This is a genomic window from Pseudomonas sp. E1MeOHC2 (genome assembly GCF_058745025.1).
On record NZ_CP196675.1, the window covers coordinates 937671 to 956004 of the forward strand.

The 18334-nt window shown below is 64.7% G+C and carries 12 protein-coding genes; 5 read left to right on the plus strand and 7 right to left on the minus strand.

Annotated features, from left to right (window positions below; genetic code table 11):
* Nucleotides 1-6480 (minus strand): amino acid adenylation domain-containing protein, encoded by a 6480-nt coding sequence (locus ACSSU5_RS04080; protein ID WP_492560655.1) that lies wholly within the window; start codon nucleotides 6478-6480, stop codon nucleotides 1-3.
* A gap of 402 nt (nucleotides 6481-6882) precedes the next feature.
* Entirely contained in the window at nucleotides 6883-7866 is a 984-nt protein-coding gene (locus ACSSU5_RS04085; protein ID WP_492560656.1) for a TauD/TfdA family dioxygenase, read from the minus strand.
* Nucleotides 7867-8047: 181 nt separating this feature from the next.
* Between ACSSU5_RS04085 and azu the strand changes: the two genes are divergently transcribed.
* Both azu and ACSSU5_RS04095 read left to right on the plus strand, forming a co-directional pair.
* The gene (azu, locus tag ACSSU5_RS04090) at nucleotides 8048-8500 is read left to right on the plus strand and encodes an azurin (RefSeq protein WP_264312047.1); all 453 of its coding nucleotides are present in this window, start codon (nucleotides 8048-8050) and stop codon (nucleotides 8498-8500) included.
* Nucleotides 8501-8546: 46 nt separating this feature from the next.
* Complete coding sequence (locus ACSSU5_RS04095) at nucleotides 8547-10199, plus strand: cyclic peptide export ABC transporter (protein WP_492560657.1); 1653 nt, start codon at nucleotides 8547-8549, stop codon at nucleotides 10197-10199.
* A gap of 106 nt (nucleotides 10200-10305) precedes the next feature.
* Here the strand turns inward: ACSSU5_RS04095 and ACSSU5_RS04100 are convergent, their stop codons facing one another.
* A complete protein-coding gene (locus ACSSU5_RS04100; RefSeq protein ID WP_492560658.1) occupies nucleotides 10306-11241 on the minus strand; it encodes an aspartyl/asparaginyl beta-hydroxylase domain-containing protein in 936 nt (311 codons plus the stop codon).
* Nucleotides 11242-11413: 172 nt separating this feature from the next.
* The gene (gene cysK / locus ACSSU5_RS04105; RefSeq protein ID WP_264312044.1) at nucleotides 11414-12388 is read right to left on the minus strand and encodes a cysteine synthase A; all 975 of its coding nucleotides are present in this window, start codon (nucleotides 12386-12388) and stop codon (nucleotides 11414-11416) included.
* A 133-nt stretch (nucleotides 12389-12521) separates the two neighbouring features.
* Here cysK and ACSSU5_RS04110 point away from each other — a divergent pair, with 133 nt between their 5' ends.
* From ACSSU5_RS04110 to ACSSU5_RS04120, 3 genes are all read left to right on the plus strand, one after another.
* The gene (locus tag ACSSU5_RS04110; protein WP_492560659.1) at nucleotides 12522-13595 is read left to right on the plus strand and encodes a DUF748 domain-containing protein; all 1074 of its coding nucleotides are present in this window, start codon (nucleotides 12522-12524) and stop codon (nucleotides 13593-13595) included.
* Nucleotides 13596-13810: 215 nt separating this feature from the next.
* Nucleotides 13811-14656, plus strand: a complete 846-nt coding sequence (locus ACSSU5_RS04115; protein ID WP_264312042.1) for an AAA family ATPase — start codon at nucleotides 13811-13813, stop codon at nucleotides 14654-14656.
* 10 nt (nucleotides 14657-14666) lie between these two features.
* The gene (locus tag ACSSU5_RS04120; protein ID WP_264312041.1) at nucleotides 14667-15845 is read left to right on the plus strand and encodes a vWA domain-containing protein; all 1179 of its coding nucleotides are present in this window, start codon (nucleotides 14667-14669) and stop codon (nucleotides 15843-15845) included.
* 103 nt (nucleotides 15846-15948) lie between these two features.
* Here the strand turns inward: ACSSU5_RS04120 and ACSSU5_RS04125 are convergent, their stop codons facing one another.
* Genes ACSSU5_RS04125 through ACSSU5_RS04135 form a run of 3 tightly spaced genes read right to left on the minus strand, consistent with a single transcriptional unit; the run spans nucleotide 15949 to nucleotide 18334 of the window.
* Nucleotides 15949-16866, minus strand: a complete 918-nt coding sequence (locus tag ACSSU5_RS04125; RefSeq protein WP_492560660.1) for a 5-oxoprolinase subunit C family protein — start codon at nucleotides 16864-16866, stop codon at nucleotides 15949-15951.
* On the minus strand, nucleotides 16863-17558 hold the full coding sequence (pxpB, locus tag ACSSU5_RS04130; RefSeq protein WP_492560661.1) for a 5-oxoprolinase subunit PxpB: 696 nt from the start codon (nucleotides 17556-17558) through the stop codon (nucleotides 16863-16865). The genes ACSSU5_RS04125 and pxpB overlap by 4 nt, the downstream gene beginning before the upstream one ends.
* Nucleotides 17555-18334 carry a 5-oxoprolinase subunit PxpA gene (locus ACSSU5_RS04135; protein WP_492560662.1) on the minus strand — a complete coding sequence of 260 codons (780 nt, stop codon included), beginning with the start codon at nucleotides 18332-18334 and terminating at the stop codon, nucleotides 17555-17557. Before ACSSU5_RS04135 ends, pxpB begins: the two co-directional genes overlap by 4 nt.

Here is an 18334-nt window from a genome sequence, read left to right on the forward strand (position 1 = left end):
TCAGGCCTCTGTGAATTCGTTCATCATTTTTTCGATATCGCTCAGGCCGTCGTCGCTCAGTGATAGGCCCTGTTCTTCCAGCGCCTGGGTGAACGCACGCAGCTCGGGGTGGGCGAAGATCAGCCGCAGGGGCATGTCCAGGCCCAGTTCCACGTTGATGCGCGAAACCGCCTGTGCGGCCAGCAGGGAGTGGCCGCCGAGTTCGAAGAAGTTGTCGTTCAGGCCAACCTGGCCGAGGTTGAGCAACTGCGCCCAGATCTGCGCCAGTTGCTGTTGCAGTTCGGTCTGCGGGGGTTCGTAGTCGTGCTGCGGCTGGCTGGGGTCGGGCAGCGGCAGCGCCTTGCGGTCGAGCTTGCCGCTAGGGGTCAGCGGCATGTTCGGCAGGGTCACCAGGTAAGACGGGATCATGTAGTCCGGCAGGCTGGCCTTGAGGTACTGCTTGAGCGCCTGGCGCAGGTCGCCACTGCAGCCTTCGGCAGGCACGGCATAGGCACACAGCTGTTTGCCGCTGGGCAGGTCGATGGCCAGTACGGTTGCCTCGCGCACATCCGGGTGCGCCCGCAGGTACTGCTCGATCTCGCCCAGTTCAATGCGGAAGCCGCGCACCTTCACCTGATGGTCGGCCCGCCCGCGATAGGCCAGCTGCCCGTGTTCGTCGTAATAACCGAGGTCGCCGGTGCGATACAGGCGGCCACCGCCAACGCTGTCGAACGGGTCGGGAATGAAGCGTTCGGCCGTGAGCGACGGGCGTTGGTGGTAACCCCGCGCCAGGCACCCTGCCCCACCGATGAACAGTTCGCCCGACACACCCACCGGGGTCGGCGACAGGCCGTCGTCCAGGGCGTGCAAGGTCCGGCCTGGCAACGCTCGGCCAATCGGCACGCCACCTGCGCTGATCTGCTCAAGCGTCATCTGCGAGCAATCGAACGTGGTAGCGACCACGGTCGCCTCAGTCGGGCCGTAGGTGTTGAGCAGGCGCACCGCCGGCGGCCCGTCGGCCAGCCAGGCGCGCAGGGCATCTTCCGGCACCGCCTCACCGCCGACGTGAATCTGCTTGAGCCGGCCATAGGCCTCAGGGGCGCGACGCTCCAGGGCCAACAGGCGCCAGTAGGCCGCTGGCAGGTCGGCCACGGTAACCCCGTGGCGGTTGATCTCGTCCAGCAGGGTGTTGGTGTCCCACAGCCGCAGGTCGCGCAGCACCACGCAAGCGCCTTGCGCCAACGGTGGGAAGAACTGCTCGATGAAGCCGTCGAAACTGAAGGTAGCGAACTGCAGCACACGATCATCCGGGCTCAGGCGCGAATAGTCGCCGGCCACTTGGCAGAACACCGACAGGGCATGGTGATCGATGGCCACGCCCTTGGGCATGCCGGTGGAGCCCGAGGTGTAGATGACGTAGGCCAGGTTGTGCGGTGAAGCCAGGTTCGGCAACGCGTCGGTTGGCCAGGCGTTCAGCCACTGGGTGCCGGGTTCGAGTACCAGGCAAGGCAGTTGCTGGTCGAGCTGCAAGCGCGCCAGCGACGACGCATCGGCCAGCAGCAGACCAAGGCCACTGTCCTCGACCATGTATGCCAGGCGCTCTTGCGGGTAGTCCGGGTCCAGCGGTACATAGGCACCGCCGGCTTTGTGGATGGCGATCAGCGCCAAGGCCATCGACAGTCCACGCTCGACGGCCACACCCACCAGGCTGTCGGGGCCGACACCCAGGGCACGCAAGCGGTGGGCCAGCTGGTTGCTGCAGCGGTCCAGCTCGGCGTAGCTCAGTTGCTGGTCGTTGAAGATCAGCGCCACGGCCTCTGGCCGCGCACGTGCCTGACGTTCCAGCAACTGGTGCGCACACAGGCCGCTGCTGGCCTGTGGCTGCGGGTTCCAGCCGTGGGTCAGTTGATGGCGCTCATCGTCGGCCAAAAAGTCCAGCTCGCCGATGCAGCGCTGCGGCTCGGCACAAATGGCTTCGAGCAGCGCTTGCCAGTGCCCGGCCATGCGCTCGATACGTGGCGCATCGAACAAGTCGGTGGAGTAGTTGAACGAGGCGGTCACACCGTCGGAACGCTCCAGGGTGTTGAGCGAGAGGTCGTACTGCGCGCCCGGTTCCAGCAGGTCCACTTCCCGGACCGTGAGGCCCTGCAGGGCATCGCTGGACACCTGCTCGCCCAAATCGCGCAGGTGGTTGTAGAGCACCTGGAAGAACGGGTTCACGCCCTGGTCGCGCTCGGGGTACAGGGCCTCGGCCACCTCAAGGAACGGCACGTCCTTGTTGGCCTGGGCCTGCAAGGTGGTCTCCTTGATCGCCGCCAGCAATTGCGGGAACGGCAGGCTGCCATCGACACCGACCCGTGCCACCACCACGTTGATGAAGAAGCCGATCAGCCCTTCGAGCTCCAGGCGGTTACGGTTGGTGACGGGCACGCCGATGTTGATCGTGCCTTTGCGGCTGTAGCGCGACAACACAATGGCGTAGGCCGCCAAAAAGACATGGAACAGCGTGGCATTGGACGCCACCGCCAATGCCCGCAGGCGCTCGGTCAGGGCCAGCGGCAGGCGCACGTCGAAGCGGCTGCCCTGGTAGCTTTTGACCTGTGGGCGAATGCGGTCGGCGGGCAGTTCGAGGACTTCGAAGTCGTCTTCCAGGTGCGCCTTCCAATAGTCGATCTGTGCCTGCATCTGCCCTTCGGCCAGCCATTTACGCTGCCAGGCCGCGAAGTCGGCGTACTGCACCGGCAGCGGTTCGATGGCCCGCACCTGGCCGCTGGCGGCCGCGTTGTAGGCGGCCGCGAACTCGCGTACCAGCAGGCTCATCGACCAACCGTCAGAGACGATGTGGTGCAGGGTCAGCGACAGCAGGTGCTCGTGCGCATGCACCTTGAACAAACGGGCACGCAGCAGCGGGCCGTGCTCCAGGTCGAAGGTGGCGAAGGCTTCGGCCTCAAGCTTGCGCATCTGCGCAGCGTGGTCCTGGCCACTGAGGTCTTCGAAACCGATCGGCACAGAAGCTGCGGGCAGGATGCGTTGCCACGGCAAGCCGTTGGCTTCGACGAACACCGTGCGCAGCGACTCATGGCGTGCCACCAGCGCGTCGAGGGCGGCCTGTACGGCAGCACGGTCGAGGGTGCCTTGCATGCGCACGGCCATCGGCGTGTTGTAGGCCAGGCTTTCGGGGTTGAGCTTCCAGAACAGCCACTGGCGGTTTTGCGAGCGGGACACCGGCAGCGGCTGCTGGCGGTCGAGGATCTCGATGTCCAGGCCCGCGCCCTGCTCGCCCTCGGCCACTGCCTGGGCGAAGGCCTGCAGGTCGACCGTGTCGAACAGGGTGCGCAGCGGGATGTCCAGGCCCAGGTGCTTGCGCACCCGCGATACAGCCTGGGTGGCCAGCAGCGAATGCCCGCCAAGGGCAAAGAAGTTGTCGCTCAGGCCCACCTGCGGCACCTGCAGCACCTCAACCCAGATCTGCGCCAGCTGCGCCTGCAGCGGGGTCTGCGGTGCCTGATAGGCCACCTGGGTGGCGACCGGCTCGGGCAGCGCCTTGATGTCGACCTTGCCGTTGACCGTCACCGGCAGGTGCTCCAGCACCATCAGGTGGGTCGGCACCATGTGCTCGGGCAGCAGCCCTTTGAGCGTGGCGCGAATCGCGTCCTGCCAGGCCTGGCTGTCGGCCGGCATCTGGCTGGGCACCAGCCAGGCCGCCAATTGCTGCTCCGGTGCCTGGCCCTTGACCCGGACCAGGGCGTTGGCGACGCCGTCCAGCGCACGCAGCTGGTTCTCGATCTCGGCCAGTTCTACGCGGTAACCGCGGATCTTCACCTGGCCGTCCATGCGGCCGGCAAACTGCAGCTCACCGGCCGCGTTCTGCCGTACCCAGTCGCCGCTGCGGTACAAGCGTTCGCCGTTGATACCGTTCGGGTCGGGCACAAAGCGCTCGGCAGTCAACGCCGGGCGGCCGAGGTAGCCACGGGCAAGGCCGGCACCGCCGATGTACAACTCGCCCTTGGCCTTGGCTGGCACTGGCTGCAGGCAGCTGTCGAGCACGCTGACGGTTGCGTTGGCCAGCGGTTGGCCGAGCGACGCCTGATCGTCCAGTTCAGCCACCAGTACGCCGACCGTGGTCTCGGTCGGGCCGTAGTGGTTGAACACTTTGAGGGTCGGCGCCAGCGCGCGGATTTTACCGAGCAGGCCTGGGCTGATGGCTTCGCCGCCCAGCACCAGGCACTGCCCTGGCAGTGCCGAGCGACCGGCTACCAGCATGGCCTCCAGGTGCGAGGGCACGATCTTCAGGGCATCCACCTGGTGCTGCGCCAGGTAGGCTGCGAAGCCTTCGGCATCCAGTACCTGCTCGCGCAGTAGCAGGTGCAAGGTCTGGCCGCCGCACAGGGCGCCGAACAGCATGGTGTGGCCGAGGTCCGCCGCCGGGGTCGAAACCTGCGCCATGCTGCGGACCTGCCCCATCGGCAGGCGCGCGGCGATGCCCTCGACGTAGTTGCCCAACGCGCCATGGCTGATCGCGACGCCCTTGGGCTGGCCGGTGGTGCCGGAGGTGTAGATCACATAGGCGAGGTTGGCCGCTGCAACAGCAAGGCGTGGCGCGTTTTGGCTGCGGGCCTGGGTGTGCTCCCACGCCAGTGGGCGCACGTCGTCCGGCAGTTGCGCCTGCCAGCTGTCAGGCGCTAGCACCAGGTGGGTGCCGCTGTCGGCCAGCATGTAGGCCAGGCGTTCGGCCGGCTGCTCAGGTTCCAGTGGCAGGTACGCGCCGCCCGCCTTGAGCACGCCGAGGATGCTGGCGAGCATGCCGACACTGCGGTCAGCCAGCACGCCGACGAGGGTGTCTGGCTGCACGCCGGCTTCGATCAGCCTGTCAGCAATGGCCTCGGCTCGGGCATCGAGCTCGGCGTAGCTGGCTGCCTCGCCGGCGGCCATCACTGCGGTGCGCTCGGGGTGACGGCGGGCGGCGTCGGCAAAGCGCTGATGAACCAGCAGGGGTTCGGTGGGCTGCTGCGGCGCCCCCCGATTGGCTGTCAGGCCTGGCAGCGGCAACTCGCCCACCGCGCCAACGGCGTCGTCGGCCAGCGCCTGCACCAGGGCCAGCCATTGTTCGCCCAGGGCCTCGATGGTGCCCGCGTCGAACACATCGAGGGCATACGTGAAGGCCGCATGCAGTTGCCCGTCACGCTCGTGGGTATCCAGTGCCAGGTCGAAACGGGCGCTGTGCTTTTCCAGCGTGATCGGTGCCAGGCTCAGCCCGGAGCGGGTTTTGATGGCTTCGACATCCGCCACCTGCGCCTGGTGGTTGAACAGCACCCGAAATAGTGGGCTCTCGGTGCTGCGAGGCAGCTCCAAGGCTTCGACCAGTTGCTCGAACGGCAGGTCCTGATGGCTCTGAGCGCCCACGGCGGTTTCGCGCACGCGTTGCAACAGGCCGGTGATGTCCAGCAGCGGGTCGAGCTCGGTGTGCAGCACCTGGGTATTGATGAAGCAGCCGATCAGGCCCTGGCTTTCGGCGCGGTTGCGGTTGGCGATGGGCACACCGACGCGGATAGCGCTCTGCCCGCTGTAGCGCTGCAGCAGCAGCTTGAAGGCGGCCAGCAGGACCATGAACAGGGTCACGTTGTGACGACGCGCCAGGCCGCGCAGGCCTTCGGCGACGTCGGCGGCAATCGGGAATTCGTAGCGGGCGCCGCGGTAGCTTGGCCGACCGCTACGGGTGCGGTCCAGTGGCAGCTCCAGCGTTGAGTGATCGTCGCCCAGGCGCGCCTGCCAGTACGCCAACTGGCGGTCCTGCTCACCGGCCTCAAGCCAGCTGCGCTGCCACAGAGCGTAGTCGCGGTACTGGATCGGCAGGGGTTCGAGGGCGGCTTCGGTACCGGCCACGGCGGCATCGTACAGGTGCAGGAATTCGTCGATCAGCACGTTCATCGACCAGCCATCGGCGACGATATGGTGCAGGGTCAGCAGCAGGACGTATTCCTGTTCAGCCAGTTGCAGCAGGCGCACGCGCAGCAGCGGGCCGGACGCCAGGTCAAAAGGCGCCAAGGCCTCTTGTTCGGCAATGGACTCTACGGCCTGCTGGCGAGCCGCTTCGGCCAGCTCGCTCAAGCAGTCCTGGCGCAGTTGCAGCGGGGCAGCGACGGCATCCACGTGCTGACGCACGTCATCGCCGTCGGCGACAAAGCGGGTGCGCAGGGTTTCGTGGCGGGCCACCAGGGCATCGAAGGCGTGCTGCAGGGCGCTTAGGTTCAGCGGGCCATGCAGGCGTACGGCCATCGGCAGGTTGTAGGCCGCGCCCTGGGGGTCGAGCTGCCAGAGGAACCACATGCGCCGCTGCGCGTAAGACAACCGGTCACGCTCGTCGACCTCGACACCCGGCGCAATCGGCAGCACGGAGAAGTCCATGCCCTCGCCCTGCAACGCCTTGAGGAACAGGCGGCGCTTGTCGGGGCTGAGTTCGATGAAGCGGCGGGCGAGTTTGAGCGTCTGTTCAGCATTCATGTCGAGCGTTGTCCTGGCAGTCGAGCGGTAACTGTCAGACGAACGCATTGGGGGATGATTTAGGGGGGGTTAGATTTGGGGCTGCTGGGCGCATGCCTTGAGGGTTGTGGCGCCTGCGAGATCGAGCGCCGCCCGCGCGGCGCATCGCGACGCAAGGCCGCTCCCACATTTGTTTCGGGCCAATTATTCCTGTGACATGGGCGCGCGCCCCTTGGCGCATGGCTGGATATCGAGTCGGGCAAACAAGGCGGTCGCGCGCAGATGCGACAGGCCTCACTGGCCCGAAACAAATGTGGGAGCGGCCTTGCGTCGCGATGCGCCGCGCGGGCGGCGCTCGATCTCATAGGCGCTGCAAAACCCAAGGCATGCACCTCTGCACCCCAACCCTATTCCCCTACCCAGTCACCGCACCCCCTGCGAATGCCCCTGCGCCATCGCCACCACCACCTTACGCTTCCCGGTAAACGGCGAACGCGCATGCGCCGCGAGCATGTTGTCGAGCATCAGCACATCATTCTCAAGCCACGGGAAACTGATGGTGCACTCATCCAATACCCCGCGCACCTCATCAAGCAATGAGTCCTCGATGGTCGACCCATCGCCGTAATACACATTACGCGGCAGGTCCTCTTCCTCGACGATGTCCATCAGCGACTCACGCACCTCCGGCTGCAGGTTCGACACATGGAACAGGTGCGCCTGGTTGAACCACACGTCATCCCCCGTCACCGGATGACGGGCCACCACCTGGCAACGCTGACGGGTGCGCAGCTCGCCATCCTCCTTCCAGATGCATTCGATGGCATGCGCCCGGCAGTAAGCCTCGACCTGGCGCGGGTCTTCGGTGTTGAACACCTGCGACCACTCAACATCAAGGCCGTTGCCGTAGTTGCGCACATACATCAAGCCCTTCTCGACCAAGCGCTCGCGAATACGCGCCGGCATCCGTCGATAGACCTCGCGGCTGTCGGCAATCGGCGTCTCGCCGCCGGTCTCGGCGGGGATCACGCTGTAGAACCAGATTTTCATCGGCCACTCGAGGGTATAAGCCTGCTCGTTGTGCAGGGGGATGCTCTGGTGCGCCGGGTACTCGGTCGAGGTGTACACCCCCTTGGTCACGCTGCTGCGCGGCGTGGAGCCAAACTCGTAGTTGAGCAACGGGTGGCCGAACGCGGCAGCGAACTGGCGAAAAGCCTCGGCCCCACTCACCTGGAACCCCCTGAACAGGATGCCGCCCGCGTGCAGCAGGTGACGGTCCACCAGCGGCTTCAAAGCGTCAAACGCGTCGAGCAGATCGATGCCGGGCTCTGGTGCGCGCACCAGCAGCGGCAAGTCGCCGCGCGCAGCGTTCAGGGGTTCGATCGCAAAGCTCAGCAATTCACTCATGTACCGTCACCTCAAGCCAGGGCCGCCGTGGCGGCGAAATCGGATGCTGCGCCATCAGGGCGCCTGACTAGATGAACGAGCATGCCCGGCAGAAATTCACCCGCACGCACACACAAGGTAAAGCGAGCGCACGCCGGTTCGTCTGAACGATGTGCACCCTTTTATCGTCCAGGAACCTTACATGACTCGCCAGTTTCTGCTCCTCGCCCTGCTTGCCGCGGCCCCTGCCGTTGCCTGGTCGGCCGAGGAATGCGCCGTGCAAATCCATGGCACCGACCAGATGACCTTCGACAAGGCCGAAATCACAATCCCCAAGGCCTGTTCATCGTTCACCGTCACCCTCGCCCACCCCGGCGAAATGCCGAAGAACGTCATGGGCCATAACTGGGTACTGAGCACCCAGGCAGACATGCAGGGCGTGCTGGACGACGGCCTGAAGGCGGGGGAGGCGCAGGACTACGTAAAGCCTGGCGACACCCGAGTGATCGCCCATACCCGCCTGATCGGCGGCGGTGAAAAAGACAGCGTCACCCTCGACACCCGGTCGTTGAAGGCCGGCACCGCCTACAGCTTCTACTGCTCGTTCCCGTTCCACAGCACCTTGATGAAGGGCACCTTGGCCCTCGGGAGCTGACCCCGCCGCGCCGCCCACCCCCACTCCATCACCGAGATCGCGCTTCATGAAAACGTCTTCCCCCGGGGCCATCCGCGAATTGCTGGGCCTGCTCAAACCCTACCGCCCAGCGGTCATCGTCTCGGTGCTGCTGGGCATGGTCGGCGGCCTGGCCGTGACCGCCCTGCTGGCCACCGTCAACCAGGGCCTGCATGCCCCCGATGGCATGAGCCAGGGCGTTATCCTGGCCTTCGCCGGCCTGTGCGTGCTGGCGCTGGTGAGCAGCGTGGCTGCCGACAGTGGCACCAACTACGTGGGCCAGAAGGTCATTGCCCGGCTGCGCAAAGACCTCGGCGCCAAGGTGCTGTCGGCACCGATCGAGCAGATCGAGCGCTACCGCAGCCACCGCCTGATCCCGGTGCTGACCCGTGACGTCGACACCATCAGCGACTTCACCTTCGCCTTCGCCCCGCTGGCGATCTCGCTGACCACGGTGATCGGCTGCATGGCCTACCTGGCCTGGCTGTCGTGGCCGATCTTCCTGATCACCCTGGTGGCGATCGGCATCGGCAGCGCGGTGCAGTACGTGGCCCGGCAAAAAGGCGTGGCCGGGTTCAACGCCGCCCGCGACGCCGAAGACAACCTGCAAAAGCACTACTCGGCCATTGCCGAAGGCGCCAAGGAGCTGCGCATCGACCGCCGCCGCCGCCACGCCATGCTGACCCGTAACATCCAGGGCACTGCGGACTTCATCGCCAACACGCACATCCGCGCCATCAACATTTTCGTGGCCGCCAAGAGCCTCGGGTCGATGCTGTTCTTTGTGGTCATCGGCCTGACCCTGGCCCTGCAATCACTGTGGCCGAGCAACGACCCGGCGGTGATGAGCGGCTTCGTGCTGGTGCTGCTGTACATGAAAGGCCCGCTGGAGACCCTGATCGGCAACCTGCCGATTCTCGGCCGCGCCCAGGTGGCGTTCCGCCGCATCGCCGACCTGTCCGAGCGCTTTTCCTCGCCCGAACCGCACCTGCTGCTGGACCAACCGGTCAAGCACACCGCCCCAGGCAGCGCGCACCTGGAGCTGCATAATGTCGAATACGCCTACCCACCAGTGGACGGCAACGAGCCCTTCCGCGTCGGGCCGGTGAACCTGAGCATCGCGCCGGGCGAGATCCTGTTCATCGTCGGCGAGAACGGCTGCGGCAAGACCTCGCTGATCAAGCTGCTGCTGGGCCTGTATACCCCGCAACGCGGCGAAGTGCGCCTGAACGGCAAGGCCATCGGGCCTGAGGGGCTGGACGACTATCGCCAGCTGTTCACCACCGTGTTCGCCGACTACTACTTGTTTGAAGACCTGCCCGAGCACGAGCACAGCCTGCCCAGCGATGCCACCCGCTACCTGGAGCGGCTGGAGATCGCCCACAAGGTGAGCGTACGCGATGGCGCGTTCACCACCACCGACCTTTCTACCGGCCAGCGCAAACGCCTGGCGCTGGTCAATGCCTGGCTGGATGGGCGGCCGGTACTGGTGTTCGACGAATGGGCGGCAGACCAGGACCCGACATTCCGCCGGGTGTTCTACACCGAGCTGCTGCCGGACCTGAAGCGGCTGGGCAAGACCATCATCGTGATCTCGCATGATGACCGGTACTTCGATACGGCGGACAAGGTGGTGCATCTAAGCCGTGGGAAGGTGGTCGAGGCGTTGGAGACGGCGTGAGGTAGCGTAAAGCGCGTTTAGCCGGGGGCGGTCACAACAATGACCGCCCTTTTTTAGGCAACGCCTGCGAGCACCAGGAACACCTGGCGCTGCGGGCGCGTAGAAATTAGAACAACCAGCGATACAACAGATACGCCACCACCACCGCCAACACCGGCCGCAAAATGCGGTAAGCCTTGGGGTTGGCGCGTTTGAACTGCTTCACGTGGCCGCTGATCTTGTTGCTGAAGCGCTTGCTCCAGGCATACGCCTGGTTGATCCCGCCCACGCGCTCATCATCGGTGTTCTGCGGCGCGGTAGCGCGGCCGAGGAAGGCACTAACCTGGCGGTTGATGCGGGTCATCAGCGGGCTGCTCAGCGGGCGCTCGATGTCGCAGAACAGGATCACGCGGGTGACGTCAGTTTCGTTCTTGACCCAATGCACGTAGGTTTCGTCGAACATCACATCCTCACCATCACGCCAGGCATAGACCTGGCCATCGACGTAGATGCGGCAGTCGTCGGAGTTGGGCGTGGACAAGCCCAGGTGGTAGCGCAAGGAGCCGGCGAACGGGTCGCGGTGTGGGTTCAGGTGGCTGCCGCCCGGCAGCAAGGCGAACATCGCGCCCTTGACGTTGGGGATGCTGCTGACGAGCTCGACGGTGCGCGGGCACAGGGCTTCGGCCGACGGCAGCGGTTTGTCGTACCACTTCAGGTAGAAGCGCTTCCAGCCCTTCTTGAAGAACGAACCGAAGCCTGCGTCGTTGTCTTTTTCCGCAGCGCGAATATAGCCCTCATCGAACAGGCGCATGGCCTCCTCGCGGATGTCCTGCCAGTTGTCCTTGAGCACATCCAGCTCGGGGAAGCGCTGGCGGTCCAGGTAGGGCTTGGAAGGCACGCCAGAGAACAGGTACATCAAGGCATTGTAGGGGGCGAACAGCGCCGAATGGTTGACGAACTGGCGCAACACCGGCAGGCGCGCCTTGCCGCGCAGGTGCACGAACAGCACGCTGCCGAAAAACACCAGCAGGACACCCGCCTTGGCGACAAAGGAAAAGGTCATGCAACACTCCTTGGCAAGGAAACAGGCCAGCGCTGCCTGCTCCCAAAAAAATCATCCGGCCATCATAAACCCATCCCGCCCCGGTACAAACAACCTGGGCGGGATCTCACTCATGAAGATTTTGCAATAAACCGGATCGCCGAGTGTTGCGCTTGATCAGCGGGTGGGGCGATTACTGCTGGTTTTCCTGCTCGCTGAACAGGTCGCTGAACAGCATGCTCGACAGGTAACGCTCGCCAGAGTCGGGCAAGATTACGACGATGGTCTTACCTTGCATCTCCGGTTTTTCGGCCAGGCGCACTGCCGCCGCCATCGCCGCGCCACAGGAAATACCACAAAGAATGCCCTCCTCCTGCATCAGGCGGATGGCCATGGCCTTGGACTCTTCATCGGTCACTGTCTCAACCAGGTCGACCATGGAAAGGTCGAGGTTCTTCGGCACGAAGCCTGCGCCAATGCCCTGGATCTTGTGCGGGCTGGGCTTGAGCTCTTCACCGGCCAGGGTCTGGCTGATCAGCGGCGAGGCCACCGGCTCCACCGCCACCGACAGGATCGACTTGCCCTGGGTCTGCTTGATGTAGCGCGACACGCCAGTGATGGTACCGCCGGTGCCCACGCCCGCCACCAGCACATCGACCGCGCCGTCGGTGTCGTTCCAGATTTCCGGGCCGGTGGTCTTTTCATGGATCGCCGGGTTGGCCGGGTTCTCGAACTGGCCTGGCTGGAAGTACTGGGCTGGGTCGGAGTTGACGATCTCGTTGGCCTTCTCGATCGCGCCCTTCATGCCCTTGGCAGGCTCGGTCAGCACCAGCTCGGCGCCCAGCGCCTTGAGCACCTTGCGTCGCTCCAGGCTCATCGAGGCCGGCATGGTCAGGATTAGCTTGTAGCCACGGGCGGCGGCGACGAACGCCAGGCCAATGCCGGTGTTGCCCGAGGTGGGCTCGACGATGGTCATGCCAGGCTTGAGCTTGCCGCTGCTCTCGGCGTCCCAGACCATGTTCGCGCCGATCCGGCATTTGACCGAGTAGCCTGGGTTGCGCCCTTCGATCTTGGCCAGGATGGTTACCCCGCGCGGGGCGATGCGGTTGATCTGCACCAGCGGCGTGTTACCGATGGAATGGGCGTTGTCTGCGTAGATACGGCTCATGGCAGGGGTCCTTGAACATGAAGATGCAGGGAAAGACTTAAAGGGTAAGCCTGCCCCGTTGGCCCGTAAAGCCTGTTCGAACTCCCAGGCTCCGGCTGCGGTCAACCGCACATCCAGCCCTGGAGAACCTTCGATGAAAGGTCGCTACCGCTGGCCGCTGGTCGGCCTGGCCAGCCTGGTCGTGCTGTTGGTGGCCCTGCACCTGGCCCTGCCCTACCTGGTGCGCGACTACCTCAACGACAAGCTGGCCGACATGGGTGACTACCGGGGCCAGGTCGCTGACGTCGATCTGGCCTGGTGGCGTGGCGCCTACCAGATCAACGGCCTGACGATCATCAAGACCACCGGCAAGGTGCCGGTGCCACTGCTCGACGCACCGTTGATCGACCTGTCGGTGAGCTGGCACGCGCTGTGGTACGACCGTGCCGTGGTGGCGGAGGTGACGTTCGTGCGGCCAGCGCTGAACTTCGTCGATGGGGGCAGCAAGCAGGCTTCGCAGACTGGCCGGGGCACCGACTGGCGCCAGCAGCTGGAAAAACTGCTGCCAATCACCCTCAATGAAGTGCGCATCGAAGACGGCGTGCTGACCTTTCGCAACTTCACCTCCAAGCCACCGGTCAACCTCAAGGCCACCCGGCTCGACGCCAGCATTCGCAACCTGACCAATGTGCGCAACGAAAAAGGCCGGCGGGACGCCAGCCTCGACGCCCGTGCCGTGTTGTTCGGCAATGCCAAGGTGGAGAGCCGCGCCACCTTCGACCCGTTCAGCGACTTCGACGACTTCGAATTCCGCCTGCGCGCCACCGACATTCAGTTGCGCACGCTCAATGACTTTGCCAGTGCCTATGGCAAGTTCGACTTCAATGCCGGGCATGGCGACCTGGTGATCGAAGCCCAGGCCGAAAACGGCCGGCTCAACGGTTACATCAAGCCGCTGCTGCGCGATGTGGATGTCTTCAACTGGCAGCAGGACGTGCAGAACAAGGACAAGGGCTTCTTCCGCTCGGTGTGGGAAGCGCTGGTGGGGGGCACCGAAACGGTGCTGAAGAACCAGCCAAAAAACCAGTTCGCCACCCGGGTGGCGCTCAGTGGCAGCGTGCACAAGCAGGATGTCAGTGGCTTCGAGGCGTTTTTGCAGATACTGCGCAATGGGTTTGTGCAGGCGTTCAGTGCGCGGTATGAGCAGCCTGCGCCTGATGCTGACTGAATTCTGCTGCGACGCATCATTCAGAGACTGAATACCCGGTCTGCGTTTGCAGGCGTCCGGGGCCGGGGTATAGTCGCTGACAAACGACAAACATGTGTTGCCTGTGCCGGCCCTTTCGCGGGGCAAGCCCGCTCCCACAGAGACTGCATTACCCCTGTGGGAGCAGGCTTGCCCCGCGAAAGGGCCGGCACAGGCACCCCGCAGAGGACACTCCCATGAAGTTCGAAGGCACCCGCGACTACGTCGCCACAGATGACCTGAAACTGGCGGTAAACGCGGCCATCACCCTCGAACGCCCGCTGCTGGTCAAAGGCGAACCAGGCACCGGCAAGACCATGCTCGCCGAGCAGCTCGCGGCCTCCTTCGGCGCCCGCCTGATCACCTGGCACATCAAGTCCACCACCAAGGCCCACCAGGGGCTCTACGAGTACGACGCGGTCAGCCGCCTGCGCGACTCGCAGTTGGGCACCGAGAAAGTCCACGATGTGCGCAACTACCTGAAAAAGGGCAAGCTGTGGGAGGCTTTCGAGGCTGAAGAGCGGGTGATTCTGCTGATCGACGAAATCGACAAGGCCGACATCGAGTTCCCCAACGACCTGCTGCAAGAGCTCGACAAGATGGAGTTCTACGTCTACGAAATCGACGAGACCATCAAGGCCAAACAGCGCCCGATCATCATCATCACCTCGAACAACGAAAAGGAACTGCCCGACGCCTTCCTGCGCCGTTGCTTCTTCCACTACATCGCCTTCCCCGACCGCGCCACGCTGCAGCAGATCGTCGATGTGCATTACCCGAACATCAAGCAATCGCTGGTCAGCGAGGCGCTGGACGTGTTCTTCGACGTGCGCAAGGTGCCGGGCCTGAAGAAGAAGCCCTCCACCTCCGAGCTGGTCGACTGGCTCAAGCTGCTGATGGCCGACAACATCGGCGAAGCGGTGCTGCGCGAGCGTGACCCGACCAAAGCCATCCCGCCCCTCGCTGGCGCCTTGGTCAAGAACGAGCAGGACGTCCAGTTGCTCGAACGCCTGGCCTTCATGAGCCGGCGCGGCAACCGCTGAGGAGCCGGCCATGCTGCTCAACCTGTTCAACGAAATGCGCGCGGCCAAGGTGCCGGTGTCGGTACGTGAACTGCTCGACCTGCTGAATGCCCTGCAACAGCGCGTGGTGTTCGCCGACATGGACGCGTTCTATTACCTGGCGCGGGCCATCCTGGTGAAGGACGAGCGCCATTTCGACAAGTTCGACCGGGCCTTTTCCGCCTACTTCAAAGGCCTGGAAAACCTCGACCGTCACCTTGAAGCACTGATCCCCGAAGACTGGCTGCGCAAGGAATTCGAGCGCTCGCTGAGCGATGAAGAACGTGCACAGATCCAGTCCCTCGGCGGCCTGGACAAGCTGATCGAAGCATTCAAAAAGCGCCTCGAAGAGCAAAAAGAACGCCACGCCGGCGGCAACAAGTGGATCGGCACCGGCGGCACCAGCCCGTTCGGCTCGGGCGGCTTCAACCCCGAAGGCATCCGCGTGGGCGAGGCTGGCCAGCGCCAGGGCAAGGCCGTCAAGGTGTGGGACCAGCGCGAGTACAAGAACCTCGACGATCAGGTCGAACTGGGCACGCGCAACATCAAGCTGGCCCTGCGCCGGCTGCGCAAGTTCGCCCGTGAAGGTGCGGCTGAAGAGCTGGATATCGACGGCACCATCGACCACACCGCACGCGATGCCGGGTTGCTGAACATTCAGATGCGCCCCGAGCGGCGCAACACCGTCAAGCTGCTGTTGCTGTTCGATATCGGCGGCTCGATGGATGCTCATGTAAAGGTTTGCGAAGAGCTGTTCTCGGCCTGCAAGACCGAGTTCAAGCACTTGGAGTACTACTATTTCCACAATTTCGTGTACGAGTCGGTGTGGAAGAACAACCTGCGGCGCACGTCGGAGCGGTTCTCTACCTTCGACCTGCTGCACAAGTACGGCGATGACTACAAAGTGGTGTTCGTCGGCGATGCGGCCATGGCGCCCTACGAGATCACCCAGCCCGGTGGCAGCGTGGAGCACTGGAACGAAGAAGCCGGGTATGTGTGGATGCAGCGCTTCATGGAGAAATTCAAGAAGATCATCTGGATCAACCCGTACCCGAAGCAGGCTTGGGACTACACCGCGTCAACGCACCTGGTGCGGGATTTGATCGAGGACAAGATGTATCCGCTGACCTTGCAGGGGTTGGAGGATGGGATGCGGTATCTGTCTAAGTGATATCGCTTGCACCGGCCTCTTCGCGGGACAAGCCCGCTCCCACAGGTTCAAGTGCAGTCCAGACAAGTGGGAGCGGGCTTGTCCCGCGAAGAGGCCGGTAGCTTCACCGCCAACGGTTCAGATAACCCTGCTGTTCCCGCCAAGCTTCCTCCTGCACCACCGCCCTGAACCGCACTGCCTCTCCAGGCATGCACTGCGCCAGTTGCGCCAACGCCAACGGCGTCAACGCCCCCAACCGCGGATAGCCGCCAATGGTCTGCCGGTCATTGAGCAGCACAATCGGCTGCCCATCTGGCGGCACCTGCACCGCCCCGAGCGGGATCCCTTCGGAGATCATCGCCGCGCCCTGATAGACCAGCTGTGGCCCAAGCAAACGGATCCCCATGCGGTCTGCTCGGCTGTCCAACGTCCAGTCGCTGTTAAACGCCTCGAACAGGCTGGTACCGCTGAAGTCACCAATCTGCGCGCCCATCACCAGGTCGAGCACAGGCTTTGCCGAATACACGGGTCGCAACGCTTCGGGCACTTCACGCAGGGCCGGTGCTGAACCCGCAAACGCGAGCACCTGCCCTTTGCCCAGCGCGTCCCCGCGCCCATCGATGCCGCCCAGCGCTTCACGTACAACCGTGGCGCAACTGCCCAGCACAGCCTCTGCCTGGAACCCGCCCGGGGCTGCAAGATAGGCCCGCACGCCCTGCTTGGGCTGCTTCAGGGTCAGGCGCTGACCTTTGGCCAGGGCAAAACTGCGCCACGGTGCCAGGGGCTGATCATCGACCCGCGCATCCAGATCGGCGCCAGCCAAGGCCAGTACGCAATCCTGCTCAGCCACCACGCTGAATCCGCCTAACGCCACCTCGATCACCGGCGCCCCCAGCGGGTTACCCAGCAGCCAGTTGGCCCAGCTCATCGCCACCCAGTCCAGCGCCCCACCCTGGGTCACGCCCAAGTGGCGTACGCCAAAGCGCCCGGCATCCTGCAATTGGCACAGCGCGGTGCTGGCCTCGATCCTCAACTGCGTCATGCCTGCGCCTCCAGCGGGCTGTCATCGCCCCCCAACGCCACGAACTCGGCGTGGGAAACCGCCACGAAACGCACCCGGTCACCCGGTTGCAACAAGCTGTAGCCTTCGCGTTCACGGTCGAACAGGCGCACCGGGGTGCGCCCGATCAGGTTCCAACCGCCTGGCGATACCGCCGGGTAAGCAGCGGTCTGGCGTTCGGCAATGCCAACGCTGCCGGCCGCTACGCGCTTGCGTGGGGTACTCAGGCGCGGCGTGGCCAGGCGCTCGTCCACCAGCCCCATGAAGCCGAAGCCCGGCGCGAAGCCCAGGGCGAAAACCGGGTACTCGCGCTCGCTGTGCAAGCGGATCACCTCGGCCTCGGTCAGCCCGCTTTGGCTCGCCAAGGCCGGCAGCTCGGGGCCGACACTGGCGTGGTACCACACCGCAATCTCATGGCGTCGGCCACTGTTGCCTGCATCAGGCTGCAGCCCCTCCAACGCCTGTGCGATCAACGCCCTCGCCGTGCCAGGCGCCCCGTCGTATTGCACCATCAAGGTGGTGTAGGACGGCACCAGGTCGATCAACCGCTCGCCAAAGGCTGCACGCACGCGCTGGCTGGCCGCGAGGATCCACGGCATGTTGGCTTCGTCGATGGTGTTAAACAGGCGCACCATCAGGCTGTCGATCGCGACCACTTCAACGCGCACTTTCATGCTTGCTCCAGCGCATCGAGGGCCTGACGGATCTGCCGCACCGCCGCCACAGAACTGTCGTTGTCGCCGTGTACGCAGAGGGTACGGGCGTGCAGACGCAACGCACTGCCATCGTCCGCCACCAGCGCCTCGCCACGGGCCAGGCGCAAGGCCTGTTCGACCACCAGCGCCGGGTCGTGATGCACAGCGCCAGGCAGGCGCCGCGACACCAGATGGCCGCTGGCGGTGTAGGCGCGGTCGGCGAAGGCTTCGAACCACAGCGGCACGCCGATGTCATCGCCCAGGGCCTGAGCCGCGCGGTCATCGGCAGTGGCCATGAGCATCAGCGGCAGGCTGCTATCGTAGGCCGCCACGGCTTCGAGCACCGCGCGCAGCTTGCGCGGGTCGGCCATCATGTCGTTGTACAGCGCGCCATGGGGTTTGACGTACGCCACCCGGCCGCCGAGCACCTTGCAGATACCGTCCAGCGCACCGATCTGGTAGTGCAGCAGGTCGCGGATTTCTTCATGGCTGCAGGCCATGGCGCGGCGGCCGAAGCCGACCAGGTCCGGGTAGGCCGGGTGCGCGCCGATGGTCACCCCGTGCGCCAGCGCCATCTCCACGGTGCGGCGCATGATGCTGGGGTCGCCAGCGTGGTAGCCGCAGGCGATGTTGGCGCAATCGATATACGGCATCACCTCGGCATCCAGGCCCATGCGCCAGCTGCCGAAGCTCTCGCCCATGTCGCAATTGAGAAGCAGGCGTTCCACCACACAAACTCCCTTGTCGATGTTCAT

Bases quoted from the DNA above. Each gene is read 5' to 3' on its own strand.
- ACSSU5_RS04080 (WP_492560655.1), bottom strand. From the start codon at position 6,480: ATGAATGCTGAACAGACGCTCAAACTCGCCCGCCGCTTCATCGAACTC.
- ACSSU5_RS04085 (WP_492560656.1), bottom strand. From the start codon at position 7,866: ATGAGTGAATTGCTGAGCTTTGCGATCGAACCCCTGAACGCTGCGCGC.
- azu (WP_264312047.1), top strand. From the start codon at position 8,048: ATGACTCGCCAGTTTCTGCTCCTCGCCCTGCTTGCCGCGGCCCCTGCC.
- ACSSU5_RS04095 (WP_492560657.1), top strand. From the start codon at position 8,547: ATGAAAACGTCTTCCCCCGGGGCCATCCGCGAATTGCTGGGCCTGCTC.
- ACSSU5_RS04100 (WP_492560658.1), bottom strand. From the start codon at position 11,241: ATGACCTTTTCCTTTGTCGCCAAGGCGGGTGTCCTGCTGGTGTTTTTC.
- cysK (WP_264312044.1), bottom strand. From the start codon at position 12,388: ATGAGCCGTATCTACGCAGACAACGCCCATTCCATCGGTAACACGCCG.
- ACSSU5_RS04110 (WP_492560659.1), top strand. From the start codon at position 12,522: ATGAAAGGTCGCTACCGCTGGCCGCTGGTCGGCCTGGCCAGCCTGGTC.
- ACSSU5_RS04115 (WP_264312042.1), top strand. From the start codon at position 13,811: ATGAAGTTCGAAGGCACCCGCGACTACGTCGCCACAGATGACCTGAAA.
- ACSSU5_RS04120 (WP_264312041.1), top strand. From the start codon at position 14,667: ATGCTGCTCAACCTGTTCAACGAAATGCGCGCGGCCAAGGTGCCGGTG.
- ACSSU5_RS04125 (WP_492560660.1), bottom strand. From the start codon at position 16,866: ATGACGCAGTTGAGGATCGAGGCCAGCACCGCGCTGTGCCAATTGCAG.
- pxpB (WP_492560661.1), bottom strand. From the start codon at position 17,558: ATGAAAGTGCGCGTTGAAGTGGTCGCGATCGACAGCCTGATGGTGCGC.
- ACSSU5_RS04135 (WP_492560662.1), bottom strand. From the start codon at position 18,334: ATGAACATCGACAAGGGAGTTTGTGTGGTGGAACGCCTGCTTCTCAAT.